The sequence below is a fragment of the Actinomadura meridiana genome (assembly GCF_039537545.1).
In the GTDB taxonomy this organism is placed as follows: domain Bacteria; phylum Actinomycetota; class Actinomycetes; order Streptosporangiales; family Streptosporangiaceae; genus Spirillospora; species Spirillospora meridiana.
Genome location: NZ_BAABAS010000004.1, coordinates 862,126 through 878,733, shown reverse-complemented (window position 1 = coordinate 878,733; position 16,608 = coordinate 862,126). Strand labels below are relative to the sequence as shown.

General features: G+C 64.7%; 15 protein-coding genes. 12 read left to right on the top strand and 3 right to left on the bottom strand.

The window, feature by feature from the left end:
- Window positions 1-9 precede the first annotated feature (9 nt).
- Window positions 10-3,675: a BREX-2 system adenine-specific DNA-methyltransferase PglX gene (pglX, locus tag ABD808_RS08190; RefSeq protein WP_344892257.1), complete on the top strand. Its 3,666-nt coding sequence runs from the start codon at window positions 10-12 to the stop codon at window positions 3,673-3,675.
- Between the two features lie 68 nt (window positions 3,676-3,743).
- Here pglX and ABD808_RS08185 read toward each other — a convergent pair whose 3' ends face one another.
- A complete protein-coding gene (locus ABD808_RS08185; protein WP_344892254.1) occupies window positions 3,744-4,169 on the bottom strand; it encodes a hypothetical protein in 426 nt (141 codons plus the stop codon).
- Window positions 4,170-4,721: 552 nt separating this feature from the next.
- Here ABD808_RS08185 and ABD808_RS08180 point away from each other — a divergent pair.
- The 3 genes from ABD808_RS08180 (at window position 4,722) to ABD808_RS08170 (ending at window position 6,799) form a co-directional block, all read left to right on the top strand.
- Window positions 4,722-5,546 (top strand): helix-turn-helix domain-containing protein, encoded by an 825-nt coding sequence (locus ABD808_RS08180; RefSeq protein WP_344892251.1) that lies wholly within the window; start codon window positions 4,722-4,724, stop codon window positions 5,544-5,546.
- The gene (locus ABD808_RS08175; RefSeq protein ID WP_344892248.1) at window positions 5,543-5,902 is read left to right on the top strand and encodes a DUF397 domain-containing protein; all 360 of its coding nucleotides are present in this window, start codon (window positions 5,543-5,545) and stop codon (window positions 5,900-5,902) included. The genes ABD808_RS08180 and ABD808_RS08175 overlap by 4 nt, the downstream gene beginning before the upstream one ends.
- Before the next feature lie 501 nt (window positions 5,903-6,403).
- Window positions 6,404-6,799 (top strand): hypothetical protein, encoded by a 396-nt coding sequence (locus ABD808_RS08170; protein WP_344892245.1) that lies wholly within the window; start codon window positions 6,404-6,406, stop codon window positions 6,797-6,799.
- A 157-nt stretch (window positions 6,800-6,956) separates the two neighbouring features.
- Here the strand turns inward: ABD808_RS08170 and ABD808_RS08165 are convergent, their stop codons facing one another.
- On the bottom strand, window positions 6,957-7,109 hold the full coding sequence (locus ABD808_RS08165; protein WP_344892242.1) for a hypothetical protein: 153 nt from the start codon (window positions 7,107-7,109) through the stop codon (window positions 6,957-6,959).
- 1,130 nt (window positions 7,110-8,239) lie between these two features.
- Between ABD808_RS08165 and ABD808_RS08160 the strand changes: the two genes are divergently transcribed.
- The 6 genes from ABD808_RS08160 to ABD808_RS08135 all read left to right on the top strand — a co-directional run bounded on the left by ABD808_RS08160 (window position 8,240) and on the right by ABD808_RS08135 (window position 13,655).
- Window positions 8,240-9,523 (top strand): hypothetical protein, encoded by a 1,284-nt coding sequence (locus ABD808_RS08160; RefSeq protein ID WP_344892239.1) that lies wholly within the window; start codon window positions 8,240-8,242, stop codon window positions 9,521-9,523.
- Window positions 9,510-9,959: a hypothetical protein gene (locus ABD808_RS08155; protein ID WP_344892236.1), complete on the top strand. Its 450-nt coding sequence runs from the start codon at window positions 9,510-9,512 to the stop codon at window positions 9,957-9,959. The genes ABD808_RS08160 and ABD808_RS08155 overlap by 14 nt, the downstream gene beginning before the upstream one ends.
- Window positions 9,960-10,057: 98 nt before the next feature.
- Window positions 10,058-10,444 carry a hypothetical protein gene (locus ABD808_RS08150; RefSeq protein ID WP_344892233.1) on the top strand — a complete coding sequence of 129 codons (387 nt, stop codon included), beginning with the start codon at window positions 10,058-10,060 and terminating at the stop codon, window positions 10,442-10,444.
- Window positions 10,445-10,909: 465 nt separating this feature from the next.
- Window positions 10,910-11,422 carry a peptidase inhibitor family I36 protein gene (locus tag ABD808_RS08145; RefSeq protein WP_344892230.1) on the top strand — a complete coding sequence of 171 codons (513 nt, stop codon included), beginning with the start codon at window positions 10,910-10,912 and terminating at the stop codon, window positions 11,420-11,422.
- 57 nt (window positions 11,423-11,479) lie between these two features.
- Window positions 11,480-12,727 (top strand): NucA/NucB deoxyribonuclease domain-containing protein, encoded by a 1,248-nt coding sequence (locus ABD808_RS08140; protein WP_344892227.1) that lies wholly within the window; start codon window positions 11,480-11,482, stop codon window positions 12,725-12,727.
- 127 nt (window positions 12,728-12,854) lie between these two features.
- Window positions 12,855-13,655, top strand: coding sequence for a hypothetical protein (locus ABD808_RS08135; protein WP_344892224.1), 801 nt, complete (start codon window positions 12,855-12,857; stop codon window positions 13,653-13,655).
- Between the two features lie 404 nt (window positions 13,656-14,059).
- On the opposite strand, the gene ABD808_RS08130 is transcribed toward ABD808_RS08135, so the two are convergent.
- On the bottom strand, window positions 14,060-14,698 hold the full coding sequence (locus ABD808_RS08130; RefSeq protein WP_344892221.1) for a hypothetical protein: 639 nt from the start codon (window positions 14,696-14,698) through the stop codon (window positions 14,060-14,062).
- 347 nt (window positions 14,699-15,045) lie between these two features.
- On the opposite strand from ABD808_RS08130, the gene ABD808_RS08125 reads away from it, so the two are divergent.
- Both ABD808_RS08125 and ABD808_RS08120 read left to right on the top strand, forming a co-directional pair.
- Window positions 15,046-15,423 (top strand): SH3 domain-containing protein, encoded by a 378-nt coding sequence (locus ABD808_RS08125; protein WP_344892218.1) that lies wholly within the window; start codon window positions 15,046-15,048, stop codon window positions 15,421-15,423.
- A 218-nt stretch (window positions 15,424-15,641) separates the two neighbouring features.
- Window positions 15,642-16,184, top strand: a complete 543-nt coding sequence (locus ABD808_RS08120; protein WP_344892215.1) for a hypothetical protein — start codon at window positions 15,642-15,644, stop codon at window positions 16,182-16,184.
- Window positions 16,185-16,608 lie beyond the last annotated feature (424 nt).

The following is a 16,608-nucleotide window of genomic DNA, read 5'->3' as shown; positions in this document are numbered from 1 at the left end:
ACGGACCGAGTGAGCGTGGACAAGGCGGCCCTGCTGAAAGACCTCCGCAAGCAGGTCACCTTCCTTGAGGACGACCTGCGTGCGGACACCGAACCCGGGCAGCAGTTCCACGCCAAGCTCAAGGCCGAGTACGACCGCGCCCGCGAACACCAGCGGACCGCGCTGACGTTCGGCCAGTGGCGGGACGACCGGGTCACGCAGGCCGCAGTCGCCTGGATCCTCGCCACCGTTTTCGTGCGCTTCTGCGAGGACAACGACCTCATCGCCGAACCGTGGATCGCCGGACCCGGCGACCGCCTCGCCGAAGCCGACGAACGCCACCAGCAGTTCTTCCGCGACCACCCGGACAAGAATGACCGCGACTGGCTGATCGCCGCCTTCGACCACCTCGCCGACACCAACGAGACCGTCGCGGGCCTGTTCGACCGAGACCACAACCCGCTGTGGGAGCTGGAGCCGTCCTACGAGAAGGCCGCCGAACTGCTGAAGTTCTGGCGCCGCCTGGACGCGGACGGCCAGATCGTCCACGACTTCACCGATAAAGAGGACCTGGACACCCGCTTCCTCGGCGACCTCTACCAAGACCTCTCCGACCACGCGAAGAAGACGTACGCGCTCCTCCAGACCCCGGAATTCGTCGAGGAGTTCATCCTCGACCTCACTCTCGAACCCGCCATCAAGGAATTCGGCCTCGAACCGCCCTGGAAGCACAAGCCCACCGGCTGGCCCGGCGACGAGCCCATTGTCCATGGTCTCCGCACCATCGACCCGGCCTGCGGCTCCGGCCACTTCCTCCTCGGCATCTTCCACCGCCTCCTGGACAGGTGGAAGGCAGTGGACGTCCCCGGCCTGGACGACTGGGGCCGTATCCGCAAGGTCCTGGAATCCATCCACGGCTGCGACAAGAACCCCTTCGCCGCCGAAATCGCCCGCTTCCGCTTGCTTGTTGCCGCCCTGCACTCCGCAGGTGAAACCCGCCTCGACACCGCCCCCGTGTTCCCGATCAATGTGGCGGTCGGAGACTCTCTCCTCCATGGCCGTGGCGCGGAGAGCCAGACGGGAATGCTCTTCGGGGACGATGAGCAGTTCACCTATGCCACGGAGGACGTGAAGGACTTCGTACAGCGTTGCGATCTTCTCGGCGTGAACTCCTATCATGTGGTCGTCGGCAACCCGCCGTACATCGTCGCGAAGGACAAACAGGAGAACGAGAACTACAGGGCGTACAGTGCCGCGTCGGGCAAGTACGCGCTCTCAGTTCCCTTCGCACAACGAATCTTCGACCTAGCCATCCGGACGGGCGGCTTTGACCGCGCCGCCGGATTCACCGGCCAGATCACAGCCAACTCGTTCATGAAACGCGAGTTCGGCAAGAAGCTAATCCCCTGGCTCCACGAGCAGGTGGATCTATCCCACATCATCGACACGTCCGGCGCCTATATACCCGGCCACGGCACCCCCACGGTTATCCTCGCCGGCCGCAACCGCACCGCCCTCAAAGACGGCACCATCCGCGCCGCCCTCGGCGTACGCGGCGAGCCAGCCCAGCCGGAGGTTGCTGCTGAGGGCTACGTCTGGACAGCGATTGCTGACCAATATCGACGCCCAGGGAGCGAGTCGGAGTGGGTAAGTGTCGTAGACGTAGAGCGTTCGGTATTTGCGGTTTACCCATGGTCGCTCGCGGGCGGTGGGGCCGCTGGCGTTTTCGCCCTCGTGGACAACACCTCGCGTAGGCTGAAAGAATTGCTGGACGGGCCGATCGGTTTTGCGAGCTTTCCGGGGCAGGATGAAGCATTTATTTTCCCTCCTCGCTGGTTTGAGCGCATGAACATTTCCATATCCCTGGGGAAACCTCTAGTAACAGGGGATGTCATTCGTGACTGGCGAGAGCGTTGTGTTGAATATGCGTTGACACCGTATGATTCTAACCAGAGTGCTCTACCGTTGGAGTCAGCGAGTTCCTGGGGACGACACCTCTGGAGGCTACGGCGCGTTCTACAGTCAACGACGGGCTTTGGTGGGAAGACTCGAGATGATTCGGGCGAGCCGTGGTGGACCTGGTATCGATGGGTAGCGCAACGCTACAAGTCTCCGCTATCGATCTCGTTTGCTTTCGTTGCGACGCACAACCACTTCACTCTCAATCGTGGCGGCAATGCATTCAAGCAGTCCGCTCCTATCATGAAGTTGCTAAAGGATGCTGACGAACAGCCTTTTTTGAATCTGCTTGGCCTGCTCAACTCGTCCACTGCATGCTTCTGGCTGAAGCAGGTATGTCACGATAAAGGCAGTCAGTCTGGTACTGGCGGCTTCATGCATGATGAGTGGGAGCGTTTTTATGAGTTTACTGGAACAAAGCTTCAGGAATTTCCAATCTTGGTGAATAGTTCCCTGGTCTTGGGTGCTGACTTGGATGCCCTGGCGCAGGAACTTGACACGCTTGAACCACAACGGATCATCGCCATCTCGGTTCCGGAGCGAAGCTTGTTTGATGTCGCTCATGCGAAGTGGCTCAGCGTGCGTAATCGAATGATCGCTTTGCACGAGGAACTCGATTGGCAGGTCTATGGGGCTTATGGACTTCTCGATCAAAGCTCGATTGCAGAGCTGACTTTGGAAGATCCCGCCTCGGCGCCGGAGGTTCGGCTGGGTGAGCGGGCATTCGAGATCGTTCTCGCGCGCAGGGTCGCCGACGGGAAGGCGGAAACCGTTTGGTTTGATCGGCATGGATCGACGCCGGTGGCTGTGATACCGGACTATTGGCCGGAAGGCTACAAGCGAGTTGTTCAGGCTCGGATCGATGTCATCGAAAGAATGCCCAAGGGTATTGGTTTGATCGAACGGCCAGAGTACAAGCGGCGGTGGGCGGCGGGGCCGTGGGAGAAGAAGGAAAGGGCCGCCCTCAGAACCTGGGTTCTTGATCGGTGTGAACGGGAAGACCTGTGGTTCGGACTACGTGATGGGTTCCGGCAGCCGCGCATGCTAACGGTCAGCCAACTCGCCGATCAGTTCAAGGGCGATGCAGACATACAGAGTGTCGCCGCCTTGTACGCGACTGATCATCTCAACCGGCGCGACCTTCCATTGGCGAAGGTACTGGCGGAGATCATCGCAGACGAGCACGTCCCATATCTCGCGGTCATGCGCTACAAGCCTTCTGGCTTGCGGAAACATGAGGCGTGGGAGAACGTTTGGAATATGCAGCGTGAGGAGGACGACACCGGCAAGCGCCTCGACATACCGGTGCCGCCGAAATACGTGACGGGAGACTTCCAAACGTTCTCCTATTGGTCGCAGCGCGGTCGGTTGGACGTACCGAAGGAGCGGTTCATCTCGTATCCGGGGGCTAGTCCGGATGCGGATGACACCTTGCTTCTGGGGTGGGCTGGGTGGGATCACAAGGACCAGGCGCAGGCGCTTGCCAACCTCGTTAACGATCGGGCCGAGGTTGGGGCCTGGGATGCCGAGAAGCTCACGCCTTTGCTGGCTGGGCTTCATGAGGTGTTGCCGTGGGTGAAGCAGTGGCACGGCGAGGAAGATCCCGAGTGGGGTGGCGTTCCGGCTGAGGAGTTTGAAGGGTTCCTGCGAGAGCAGCTTGGTCGGTACGAGTTGGCGGAGCAGGATCTCAAGAGCTGGCGTCCGCCCGCGAAGGGGCGTGGACGTAAGAAGGCATGAGCCTTGGTAGGTGAGGGCCGCGCGGCCGAGGGGTGGGGGCTCCTCCCGGCCGCGCGGCGGCTTTGGGGTTATCGTCGCTTCCGCGTGTTGAGGACTCTCTGGATGAGAGTGTCCGGGTCTTCGGCGTTGACGATCTTCCACTGCGTTCCGCCGGGGACGATCGCCCACCACTCGTAGGTGTAGGCACCCCACCAGCAGACGACACCGGCGAAGCGTCGTTGTAGTTCGGCGATCGTCGGCGCGTGGGATGGGTCCGGCCTGGCAGGGGGAGGGGAGCACCGCTCCCCGGTTGCCTGCGTCTGGTGAGACCGAGCGGCGCGCACCGCCGTCACGTACGGGATCAGGATGCGAGTGACCCGCTTGGCGGCCTGGACTGGCTGGGTGTGTGGCGCGAGGTCCTCGCCTGTGCTCGACCTGTACCACCAGAGGCCCGGCGTCGTTCCGTGGACGAGCGTGACGCTCTCGCCGATGTTCGGCACGTCTCGGTCGAACACGTGGATGAGCGGGTGTGGGCCGTCGTATCGCGGCTCGGCCTGCCATCCTTCTCGGGCGACTTCTGTGGCAAGTCGGTCAAGATGGACCGTTATGGACGAAGCGGGAACGGCGCGGGGCGAGGGCTTGGGTTCGATCCACATAATCATTCACGAACCCACTTAGTGGGTTGGGACGTTGAGTGATGGGTCGCGCGTTTGTGCTCGACGGTTAGCGCCTTGTGTAGCTCTTCTGCGCTGTTGCGTATAAGGGTCGCTTCTACACCGGCCCTTGGGTCGTGCAGAGTGGCGACCCAGTCGCCGAGCTTTCCGTCGTGGCGTGTCGCGCGCCAAATGCGATGTCCCTGGAACTCCTCACGGAGTCGAGACAACGCCTGGTCAGCGGGGTTGACTGGCGTGTCCATGATCCTTTGAACTTTCGTCGCGATTTCTCTCCGTTACGGCTTCCCACCTTCCCGTAATCGAGCTATCTTCTGGAAGGGCAAGAAGCCCATCGAAGGCAAGTCCTCAAGTGTGTTTAGAAAGTCTCAGCACTTTCGGATCTTGGAGGCCACCATGCCCCGCCGTCCCCGAGACCCTGGCGTACCCTCGTCGCCAACTGAGTACTTCGGCGCAGAACTCCGGGCTTATCGTGAGACGTCCGGATTGTCCCGCCCACAGCTGAGTGAGAGGCTCGGATTCACCCCGCAGTGGATCGGCCAGGTCGAGTCAGGCAGTTCAGCCCCCTCAGACGAGTTCGCCATGGCGTGCGACACCTTCTTTGGGACGAACGGGACGTTCTTCCGTATTTGGGAATGGATTCAGGAACTCGGCAAGTTGCAGGTGCTGCCGCCTGGTTTCCGGCCCTACGCCGAGGCTGAGGGCGAGGCTTCCTACGTGAAGGCGTTTGCGCCCTTGCTTGTGCCCGGGCTGTTGCAGACGCCCGAGTACGCGCGAACGGTTCTGGAGGTAGGTCAACGGGTTGGAAAGCTTGAGGAGCTTCTTGCGGTTCGGATGGAGCGTCAGAGTTTGTTGATCAAGGAAGACGCGCCGTGGCTCCTCTTTGTGCTTAGTGAGTACGCTGTGCGCCGAATAGTCGGAGGTCGGGAGGTGATGTGTGCGCAACTCGAACGACTCCTCAGCTTGACAAGCGAATCGCATATCACGCTTCAGGTCGTCCGAGACGATGCCCCTGTCTACCAGGCGAGCGGATTCGTGCTCTTGGAGTTCAAGGAACGTGCCAGCATGTGCTACATGGACAGTGGGGGTGGATACGGGCCACTTCTGGAGAACCCTCGCGACGTGAACGAGCGTGCCGTAGCCTTCGATCAAGTGCGATCTGCTGCACTACCGGCTGGCGAGTCCGTGCGGTTCGTTCGCACGGTCATGGAGGGTCTATGAGCATGGTCAACCTGTCGTCTTGCATCTGGCGAAAGAGTAGCCGCAGCGATTCGTCTGGCGCGGAGTGCGTTGAGGTCGCGTCACTCCCTGTGGATTGGCAGAAGAGCAGGCACAGCGACTCCTCCGGGGGCTCATGCGTCGAAGTGGCGTCCATCGTGCCGGATTCGGGGACGGGGTGGCAGAAGAGCAGCAGGAGCACCAACACCGGAGATGCGTGCGTCGAGGTGGCGGACTTGGTGGCGGCGGTGGCCGTGCGGGATTCCAAGGACCCGGACGGGGCGAAGCTCGTGTTCGGCCCGGACGCTTGGCAGGCGTTCGCGGGCCGGGTCAAGGGCGGGGACCTTGACCTGACCTGATTCGGACCGATCGAGAGCCCTGGCTGTCACGTTGACGGCCGGGGTTTTCCTTGTCCGCACGTTGGAACGGCTGTGGGTCTGGTGCGTGAACGGGCCGTCCGCGGCCGCGGCCCGTGCCGAAGCTGCCGCCTGTGGCGGAAGCGGTGACGTCGCCGTTCGTCATCAAGCGAAAGCCCAACGAGGGGCGCGACGCCCGGTGAGCGTCAGGGGATGCGGATGACACGAGTCACCCCTTACGGGGAGGTAGCTGACCTATGTCCGACCGTTCGGGACCGGCTAGGCGATGAGGATGCGTGTCCACTGGACCGGCGGGAGCTAGACCCGTGTGGGGAACGTCAGGAAAGTCGCCAATCCCGGCTGGTCGCTCACCGTGTCCGGAGTGGGACGGATACGGGGATTTGGCTGCGGGTGGAGGCGGGAACCGTTTGACTGATCCGGCGTGGGCTGGATGAAACATCTTCGGTGCGGGGTCCGGACTGACACGGGTGGGAGGCGTGCGCCTTGGTAGCGCTGCTCCTCGTCCTCGCGCTGCTGATCGTGGTCGCGGTCATCGTCTCGTGCGTCTGGCTTGGCGGGACGGCACTGCGCGAGCATTCGGCGCGGCAGGCCGAGCGCCAGGCCCTTCGGCAGCAGGCTGTGCAGGAACTTCGGCTCCTGGATGGGCGAGACGGCCACCTCGCCTATGTCGAGCGCGTCTATCAGCGTGCCAGGACCGGCGCCAAAGCGATCATCGTCTGGGACGCCACCGGCAACCGGCAGGACGCCTGGTTTCACGACTGGCCCAACGTCCCTGCCGGGACCTACCTGCTCCTCGCCGGAACCACCGGTTACGGCCCGCACAACCACAACCCTCACGTCTACTACGTCCGCCCCAACCAGATCCTCACCATGATCTGAGCGGTACGGACTCCGGGGCCGATGGTGGACTTGCCCGAGCCCGCGCCGCCGGCCAACGCCAACAGCGGCACCGCAGGATCTGTCATCGCGAGCCCCCCGATTCCCGTAAGGATCGTGAGGTCGCAAGTGTCGTGACCGGCCCCCGCAGTATGCGTCTTTACCTGGGGGAACGGCGGTTCTGGGCGTAGGCCGCGGTCGCGGGCAGGACCCCTCCGGGGATCTCGCCTACGCCGGTGCCGAAGGTGTCGCTGGTCAGGGAGGCGGCCGGTGCCGGTTGCAGGACGTGGTGGCTGACGCCAAGCGCAGCCATAACAACAACACGCCGCATGTCAACGGGGGTGGCAGGGAGGTCGCTGCGGGATCAGGCCGTCCATCATGTGAGCTGGGCAGGCGCGGGGACGGGCCCCTTGCTCAGCATGGACGCCATGTCTTCCCGCCAGGCGTGTAGCAACGCGGCCCCGTACGTCCCGGGTAGCCCCCGCCGCCGCGCGACGCCGACCCGCTCTGACCAGCACCACCCCAGGAGCTCCGGGCGTGTCGAGTTGGCGGGCGTTGTGAGGCGGTGGACTGGCGGGGATGGCACGCGGATCGGTTGATTTGTTGGGTTGTGTATTCGGGTTCGTCTCGTTTGCGGTGGTTGTTGGGCGAAGTGGTTGCTTCTGCGCGTGCGGGCCGTGGAGTCGGAGGGCGGGGGCCGGTCCGGCCGGTTTCCGCGTGTGCGAATCGTGCGGGTGCGCGATTTCATAATGGGTGGTGTGTCCGGGATGTCGGCCCCGCGCGTTGTGGGCACGCCTGGCGGACGGTTCGGTCTGGGCCGGGTCGCCTTTCCTGGTGGGAAGGGCCGCGAGCGTGGGCGTGGAGCGGGGCAACGGGACCGACACCCCCACTGAGACGGGCGATGAGTCCGGGGTGTCGGAGCGGGCTGGTGCGCCGCCGCCCGACAATCCGGGGTCGCCTGGGCAGCCGTCGCGGTTGGAGAGCCGGGCGCGTGCGCATGAAGCACAGGCGCGGGGCGAGGACAAGGACCCGCCAGGTGGGGAGCGCGAGGACGAACCGCGAGCCGCCACCGGGACGCGCGAGAGCAGCAGGGACCGTGACGCCGGTAGCGGTGCGGGCGGGTCCGAGAGTGGACGAGTCGAGCGGCCCGCCGGGCGTGAGCGGTCCTCCTGGGAAGTGCCGGGGTCGCCGGGGCCGCCGTCCCGGTTGGAAGGCCGGGCTCCTGCCCGGGAGACACAGCCGCGGGGCGCGGGCAGGGACACCGCCGCCACGGCGGGTCAGGGACGCGACGTCACCCAGGCCGGTGGGCAGGCGCGCGGGGGCGCCACGGACCGTGCGGCCGGTAGTGGTGAGGGCGAGGCCGGGGGTGGGCGGGTCGAGGCGCGTGGGTGGCCGTATCGGGACATGCCGGGGCAGCCGGGGCAACCGTCTCGGTTAGCGAGTTTGGCTCGGGCGCGCGAGGACGCTGCGCGGGGTACGACGCCGGAGAGCGGGACGGGTGGGCGGTCCGAGGAGCCCGGGCGGCGAACCGACGTCGCTCAGATCCAGGCCGAGGACGGTGGCGGCACCGGTGCGCGGGTGACCGGCGGCGCGGCCGGTGGTGGGCGTGAGGGAGCGTCCGGGTCTGAGCGCGACGGTGTGACCGGCGGGCAGGTCGAAACACCCGGGCGTGAAACCGATGTGGGCGACCTCCAGGAGGAGGACGCCACGCGGGACGGCGGCGCTACCGGTGAGCCCGGCCAGGTGGCGGCCGGTGGGCGAGTCGCCGAGGGTGAGCGGTCGCGGGCCGTGGAAGACGAGCCGTTCGCCGGGCAGGACATGGCCGAGTCCGATACCGCTGATCCCCTCGACGAGGCGGGTCCGACCCGGCCCGATCGGGTCGCCCCAGCGGCGGATCGGCAGGAGACGCGGCCGGATACCGCGTCCGGCGAACCCGGGCAGCCCGCCGACCGTACGGCGCGGCCGACAGCGGCCGCCGAACGGTCAACGTCCGCCCCGGACGGGACCACCGGCGACACGCCGTCCCCACCCGACGACCAGGACACCGCAGCTGATGAAAAGACCGGCGGGTCACGGGACGTTCGCGTGGACAGCGACGCCCCCGACGCCGACCGTGGTGGGAAAGCCGAAGGCGACGGCGGTGACCCGGAGCCGACCGAGACCGGCGAGACCGATCCGGCGGACGCCGCCAATCCCATACTCACCGATGTGCGGCTCGACGACGACGGCCGGGTGCGCATCGAACCCCGGTACGGACGGGAACAGGCCGCCGAGGCCGCACCCGCCCGAACCGAGACAAGAGACCCGGCGGGATTACCCACCCGCGAACAGCTCGACCCGGCCGGAGCACAAGCCGAACCCGGACGCGGTGAACTCCAGGACCCGAGCGACGACCCCGCCGACCGCGACCCCCGCGACCGCGACCCCGAGAGAACAACTCGTCGAAAGAATTTTGTTCTTGAGTCCATCAGTAGATCCGGTGACATCGAGAAGGTGGTCAACAAGGCGGCCGAACGCACTTCTGCCAACATGGACAGAAAGCCGCCAACGGGTCAGCCATCCACCGTCCGCGACACGAGTCAGAGCACGGACCCTGCAAATCCACCGGTAAAAGTTGGTAGCGTTACATTCGGATTCCTGGGGGTGGCCATCGTGGCAACCCAGGCTGCGCGTTGGACGGCCGGAAAAGTGAGAGAACTGAGAGGACGACGTCATGCCGGTGACTGACGGCCAGGCGGCCGCGCTCCATGCACTGCTTTCAGGCCAACTGGAGGAACATTCGAGGATTATAGGCCAACTCGACAAGGCCACCATCAACGTCGGGTACCGTGCGCTCCTCGCCGCCGGGTTCTTCGAGGCGGTCGAACGCCGCTTCATCGTTGATGGTGAGGAGGCCGACAATGCCGCAATCATCGACTTTGTCGCCTCGATCCGAGCAAGGACCGACAAAGGTCCTGACGTCATCAAACCGGATGTCGCCGAACGCATGATCTCGCATGTTCTGGACCGGGAGCCCTCAATATCCGATATCGACGGCGATACGGCAGTCGAACATCAGGTAGCCTTGTTGATGGAGTTGATCAACGATGCGCAACTGAGTGAATCCGCGCTCACTGAGTTCATCGCCAAGGTCCGGGCCGACGTCGACGAAATGATAGAATAGTGGACTATTCTATCGTCGAAATTCGTGCGGAGAACATTCTCGGCCTGCGGTCGTTTCTGCTGGAGGGGCCAGGGGCGTGGTAGCCGCTTCTTGGTGGGATGCGGACGGACGAGACCGCGGCAGGCTACATGACGCTGCTCTACGGAGCTTTCTGCGTGGCGGTACGGCGGAGGTTCTCGCCGCGGTACACGGTCGGTGAGATCGTCCGTTTCGTGGCCGATATGCGAATAGCGGCCGACGAGGACGCGGGGATGATCAATGCGCTCGTCGCCGAGGAGATGATCCGCGAGGCCGTCGGCGCACAGCCACTTCAGGACAGCGGCCCCGACGACGTGGAGACAGTCCTTCAAGCGGAGATATTCACTCTGTTCTACCTCCTTGCCGAGGCGGACTACGACCGGGCCGGGTTGGAGCAGTTCATCGACGAGGCCACGGCCTACACCAGGACATGGCTCGCGGCGCGGCGGGCTGTGGCGGGGGGCTGAAAGGGGTGGTTGTGCCGGGTGAGTTGACTTGCGGCGTGTTGTTGTTTTCGCCCTTGTCGCATGTCAGTCCTGCGACACCCTGCGCGATCACCCTGTGACCCGATCCACACCGTCTCACGATCTGAGAATGCGGGCAGCCCTGCCGAGACCCCCTCACAAATCCCTCTGAGGATCTCGTCCCGCCCATGCACACACAACGGCCGGCCGCTTATCCGCAACTCCCGTCAATGACCACCGAGATCATCCCTCGAGTGATGCATCGACCGGTTGAGACCGCCCGCCGCACCGACGCAGAGGTGCGTACACCCCGATGGGTTTACGCCTTTAGGTGGCCAGATGCTGCCCGTCCCAGGTGAGAGCGGAAGTCGCTACTGCCTGGGCAATTGACTCCTTGTTATGCAAAAAGTGTTGATCTATCTTTGAGTGCGAAGAACCCATCCAGTGCTCAACGAGCCAAGGGAACGCATGAGAACCAGCCATGTCACCGGAAAAGTCGCTGTCGTCGCAGGCGCCACTGCTGGCGTTGCGTTATTCGCCGCGCCGGCGCAAGCCACCACCGGCGTGCGGGCCGATGTTCAGTGGAAAGTCGACCAGGTCATCGCAGAGCACCCGGGCGCCCGGCAGACCGCGCCAGGAACAGTTACGTTCGCCGATGGCGTCGTACTGACAATCCCCACCGCAAGTACCGCGGGGGTATGCGCCACCGGCGCTTATTGCTTCTATCAGGATACCAACTACCGGGGCCGAAAGCTCACCTTCAGGGACTGCGCCAACAATGGCCTGTGGCAGTACCTCACCGATTATGGGTTCGGCAACAAGACATCCTCCTGGCAGAACTTCACCAAGCACACCGTGGTCGTGTACGACCAGAACGCCACGCCCCCCGCGCCACTGTGGAACGAGACCCCCGGCGGAGAATCAGTGAATGTCGGCGGCGAAGACAACAAGGCCGATGGCTTCCAGACCTACTGCGGCTGAGGGCAGGCGATGAGACGCAAACGGACGGCCGTGTGGGTCACTTCCCTTACGGTCTGTATGACCCCGACCCTGTCGGCCTTCACGCCAACTCCCTCCGACTCCACCGCCCCCGCGTCTTCGTCGAGTAGGGCGATCTCACAGGAAGCACGCGAAGCGTTCGCCGCTGCTCCGAAGGAGCGAATGCCGAATGCCCCCAACTGCAGCACGGGGCGTGACAAGGACGGCGTGGCGGTACAGCTGTGCCTGGAACCGGTGAACCCGGCGGACGCCCCCGCCCCACCGCCGCTCGACCCCGAGGCCACCGCCGACCCGGTGCCGCCACCGATATGCTATACGAAGCCCGGAGAGGTCAACTACGACCGCTTCCACGCATGCCAGCAAAGCACCATCAGGGTCAAGCTGACGAAGCAGGGGCTCCCCGCGCCGATCATCTCGTGGATCTGGTGGGCGACATGGGAGACCTTGAACAGAGGGAACCGGTCCTGGAAGATGCAAGTGGGCCTGCGGCCCTACGATATGCCGGGGGATCTTGTCCGCGCCAAACCGGAAATCGCCCTGCGGGCACTGTGCACGCAGCACTGCGACCTGCCGGATGCGGAAGAGAAGTCCGTCTCGACCAACAACAAGTACGTCTACTTCGACGGACAGGACATTCTCTCTTCCGGCAACCGTATCTCCTACTCAAGTCCCTGGATCCGCATTGTCTATACCCTGCACGACGTGACAATGAATCCACCGAAACAGACCCTGGACCTGAGCACACCCTTCAACATTCGCTGCGACAGTGAGGCCTACATCGGCAGCAGGGGCGGCTGCGTCCACTACATGGGGCATGATGCCATCCCCATCTACTATCTCGACTACCAGGGCCGTTACCCCGACATCGCCAAGAATGCGCTTTACGGAATGACCGACGGCGACCCGGTCAAACATTACGGAAACATCCAGTACGGCAACCCGCTGACCCGCGAGGACCCGCACCTGATTGATACCCACCGCAACTCGATCTGCACCTCCCGCATCAGAGCGAAGGCATCCGCGCTGGGGCTGTCCTGCGACGAGTATCCATACGCCGCCAGCGAGCAGGGCGGCAGTGGCAACGAGCGATTCTCCTGTGCCTTCGCCGATGAAGATCAGAACGAAGGGCAGGGCAGGGACATGGACGGTCGGTTCTTCGTGCCCAACCGTGTCTTGCCAGCACGCAACGAAGTGGGGACACCCTATATTCCCGGGGACGCCTTCTGGGTGTGGGTGACCAATGCGCCCGACGATCCGCCAGCAGTGAAGCAATGCAGCACCTACTGATGATCCCAGTTCCCGGTCGAAGCTGACCATTGATGGCCAGGGTGCAGCCGAAAACTGTACCCTGGCCGTCCGTCTTCCCGTCCACGGTAAGGGTTTTCCTGTGACGACTTCTCATGAAGCCTGGCCTGTGACCCTCAGCGCGTCTCAGGCCGATTCCGTCATCATGGTCGCTTCAGAGGAGGCTGTCGTGGAGGCCGAACGGGGTGACCCTCGCGGCGTCGGCGACGACTGCTCAGCGATCAGGCGGGCTGTCAGATCGCAACGGAGGCAGAAAGAAGGGCAGGTTGAAGTAGCCCTCACGGCCAGGCAGTGGGACGTTGCCGTCGCGGCCATAGACTGGGCCGTCCTACGGGCGGTGCGGGACGGCGAGGCGGAGTTCGCCGATGCTTTCACCGAAGCTCGCGATGCGGTACTCGCGCAGGCCGCCGAACACCTGCCCGTTCACATTCGGCAGGAGGTCACGGCACGGCACCGGCTCACCGTCGGTGACGCCTACGGATACATTCTCTTCCAGCCTTCTTGGCGCGGATCATACGGCTTCGGGAGGATCGACGAGTCGATGCTCGACGGCTACAACACGCCCTTCCTCGATACAATCGGCGTTGGCAAGGCCGTGGCCGTCCAGGTGCGCACCGGCGAGGTGGACGTCGAGATCCGAGTCCTGCCAGCGGCCCCCGAAGCCGACGACGATTCGTGGGAAACGACGGCCGAGATCACCCAGCAGTGGACCAATTTCCCCTATCCCGAACTGGTCCTCGCGGTCCCAGGCAACGAAGGAACGGTCCTGTGGGACCTGGCTACCGAGCTGTGGCCGCACATCACCTACCGCATGCGGCTCAGCGTCAACTCCGGTAACCGCGACGCGGAAGCGCACCTGGTGCGGATGTGGCCAGACCACGCGGCGCCGCCGACCGTGGTACAGCGATAGCCGTCCAATCGACGTCGCCGAGGAAGTGGCCGCACATCACCGGTTGGCGAACGCGGAGCGCGGCGGCGGGTTCGTCGCCTAGGGCTGAGCGCATTCTCAAATGTTGAGACCGAGGGCGATCAGCGGATGTTCGAAGTCGTCGCGAGCCCAACGGGTTCCTTCGGCGATGTTGGTGAAGCCGAGCAGGCATAGCGCACCGATCGCCTGGCTGCGCATGACGGCCAGGATCGAGAACTTGAATGGTGCGGATCTCCTGGCGGCCGTGGCGACGGTCGTAGGTCATCCAGCCGACCGGGACCTCCTTCCAGCCGACCGGGTTGGAGCAGTTCATCGACGAGGCCACGGACTACACCAGGACATGGCTCGCGGCGCGCCGGGCTGTGGCGGCGGCTGAGAAGGGTCGCTCAGCAGGGATGCCACGTCTTCCCGCCAGGCGCGTAGCAACGTGGTCCCGTGTAGCCGGGGTAGCCTCCGCCGCCGTGCCCCCCGCCGTCTCCGCCACCGCTCGACTTCGACGGGGGTCGCGGTGCCTTCACCGGGCGCTTGGGCTTCGGCTTGGGTTTGGGCTTCGGAAACGCGACCTTCCATTCTCTCGTGCCGTGATGAAGGACCACACTGCTCCCGCTCGCGATCCCGCCCGCGCAGAAGCTGATGCGGCCGGTCCCCTCCTCCCCGGGAAGGAGGTCCCAGTCGATGGTCAGGGACTTCGCCACCGAGCGGACGGCGCCGCCCTTGGCGGTGACCAATCTGAACGGGGAGGGGAATTTGTGGTACGTCCCGCCGTCGAAGGAGGTGTCTCTGTTGTTGGTCACCAGCACGTACGCGATCGCGCAGTTGTCGCCGCCCACCCGCTTACCCGTCACAGAGGTGACGGTGTAGGCGAGAGGCTCCGCGCCCGAGCTGGGTGACGCGGTCGGTGTCGTCACCGCGCTCACGTCATCGCCCGTCGAACTGTCGCCCGCAGTCGCCAGACAACTCGCGAGAAGACCGAAGACACCGACGACCGAGGCGATCAGCGCGAATCGCTCCTTCTCGGAACTCACGCCGCGAGCATAGCGGTCGGCGCCGGGCTCGTCCCGCCGGAAACCAGGCCCTGACCTGGCCGGATCGCGCCTAGCCGCACCAGGACGACCCGCACGTCCACCACTTCGCGGCGATGCCGACGTCCACGCCGGTGTCCGGCCGTGAACAGAGCCCCCGCACAGCAGGTGGAGCTCCCCGCCCCAAGGCCCCCTACCTCGTGATTTGACGCACTGTAGCTGAGTAATCGCGTTAAGTCATGACCGGGCGCGGAAGGGTGCCGCGACCGGCCGGGCAGATCCTGCACCGGCAGCAGCGGAGGCGGACGCCGCCACGCCGCTTGCTGCGACGAGAACACACGGGAGAGCTCATGAAGCAGCACTACAAGATCGCAACCGTGCTGGTGGCGGGCATCACCGCGATGGGCGCCCTTGGCACGCCCATCGCCCAGGCCGCACCGGCCGGGCCGCCTGCCGTGCACGGCCCGGCGGTGCCTGCGGGCGGGCCCGACTTCTATCCGAAGGGGAAGGTCATCTCGCACTCGAGGCTGGCGATCCGCGCCAAGCCGACCACGAACTCGATGAGATACGGCTGGCTGCGTCCCGGGGAGATCGTCGACATCAAGTGCTGGTCCCGTGGGCAGTCGGTGCAGGGCAATCGCCGATGGTACCGGCTGGGCATCAGCACGCCGGAGTGGGTCGCGGGCAAGTACATCAAGATCATCAAGGGCCGGGTGCAGCACTGCTAGCACGAACCGCCGCCGGAACGGTCCGGTAGCCGTGGGCCCGCCGAGGCCAGGGAGACGGCCTCGGCGGGCTCGGCCACCCTCCGCCCAGAAAACCGTCCCGCCCGCAGCCCTCACCTTGCGGTCCGCGAACCCCGGCCGGTCGTCTCCCGCGCCCGAGGCGGGCCGGATGCGGGGATTCGCCTGCGGGATAGGCCAGGGAACCGTTTGACTGATCCGTCGTGGACCCGATGAAACGTCCAAGACCTGCGGCGGCCCAAATTATGACTGATCTCCATTCGCGAACCAGTAAGAGAATATTCGTCACCTATCATACGTACCAAATTCTCGACACCGACCTACCTGTCTATCCTCGGAGCCTTCCCGAGGAGAACAGCCTGGTCGTGGTGGAAACAAACGGCATCGCCATCACTACCGGTCTGCACTCCGGCTGGGTGGCCATCACCGTCGAACGGTGGGCATCGGCCCCCGAGTGCGACCTCGAAGCCTGGGAAGACGTGGTTGAAACACCAGTCATATGGACGAACCCGCAGATGGAACTCTGGGGTGAAGGCGAGGGGGGAATCCTGATCATCCCACCGTCGCAAGCGCCCGGCAACTATCGGCTTAGAGTTCATGCCAGAAATCGGGAACGGCGAGAAATTGAGCGACACGGGGAGTTGCCGGAAGGACATCTCCTGCAACTCTGGCCGTCTCCGCCGAAAGCCTCCGAACTCCTCAAGCTCACGTCCAGATACGGAATCCGGCGACTCGCGAAATCTTGATCAGACGCCTGGACCCAGGGCTATAGCGCTGACGACCCGTTGTCCGCCCGCCCGGAACCGGATGGACAACGAGGATGGGTATCGACCGGCCCAGCGGGACCGAGAAGCGCCTGGACGACATCGGGAGAGTCCCAGCCCAGGACCGTCCGCCGCCCGACCGGCCGGGACAGCCCGGCTACCCGTCTCGGCTGGAGAGCCGTCGCGCCGCTCGCGAAGCCGCGCTCGTCACCCAGCAGGACTCGCAGGACGCGGGCCAGCCACCCGAGGCTGCCGAGAAGTCCGATCATGACCAGCCCACCCAGGCCGAGTCCGCCATCGGGGAGGACGCGGCGGACTGCGCGGGAGTTTCGTCGGAACAGCGACGAACAGAACCGCCTGGAGGGAAAGCGAGACCACGTCGTCGACGACCCGGCCGACCCCCGGC

Coding starts and splice junctions, on each gene's coding strand:
- ABD808_RS08145 (WP_344892230.1), top strand. CDS start 10,910: ATGAGAACCAGCCATGTCACCGGAAAAGTCGCTGTCGTCGCAGGCGCC.
- ABD808_RS08155 (WP_344892236.1), top strand. CDS start 9,510: ATGCCGGTGACTGACGGCCAGGCGGCCGCGCTCCATGCACTGCTTTCA.
- ABD808_RS08125 (WP_344892218.1), top strand. CDS start 15,046: ATGAAGCAGCACTACAAGATCGCAACCGTGCTGGTGGCGGGCATCACC.
- ABD808_RS08150 (WP_344892233.1), top strand. CDS start 10,058: ATGCGGACGGACGAGACCGCGGCAGGCTACATGACGCTGCTCTACGGA.
- ABD808_RS08140 (WP_344892227.1), top strand. CDS start 11,480: ATGACCCCGACCCTGTCGGCCTTCACGCCAACTCCCTCCGACTCCACC.
- ABD808_RS08180 (WP_344892251.1), top strand. CDS start 4,722: ATGCCCCGCCGTCCCCGAGACCCTGGCGTACCCTCGTCGCCAACTGAG.
- ABD808_RS08165 (WP_344892242.1), bottom strand. CDS start 7,109: ATGGCTGCGCTTGGCGTCAGCCACCACGTCCTGCAACCGGCACCGGCC.
- ABD808_RS08175 (WP_344892248.1), top strand. CDS start 5,543: ATGAGCATGGTCAACCTGTCGTCTTGCATCTGGCGAAAGAGTAGCCGC.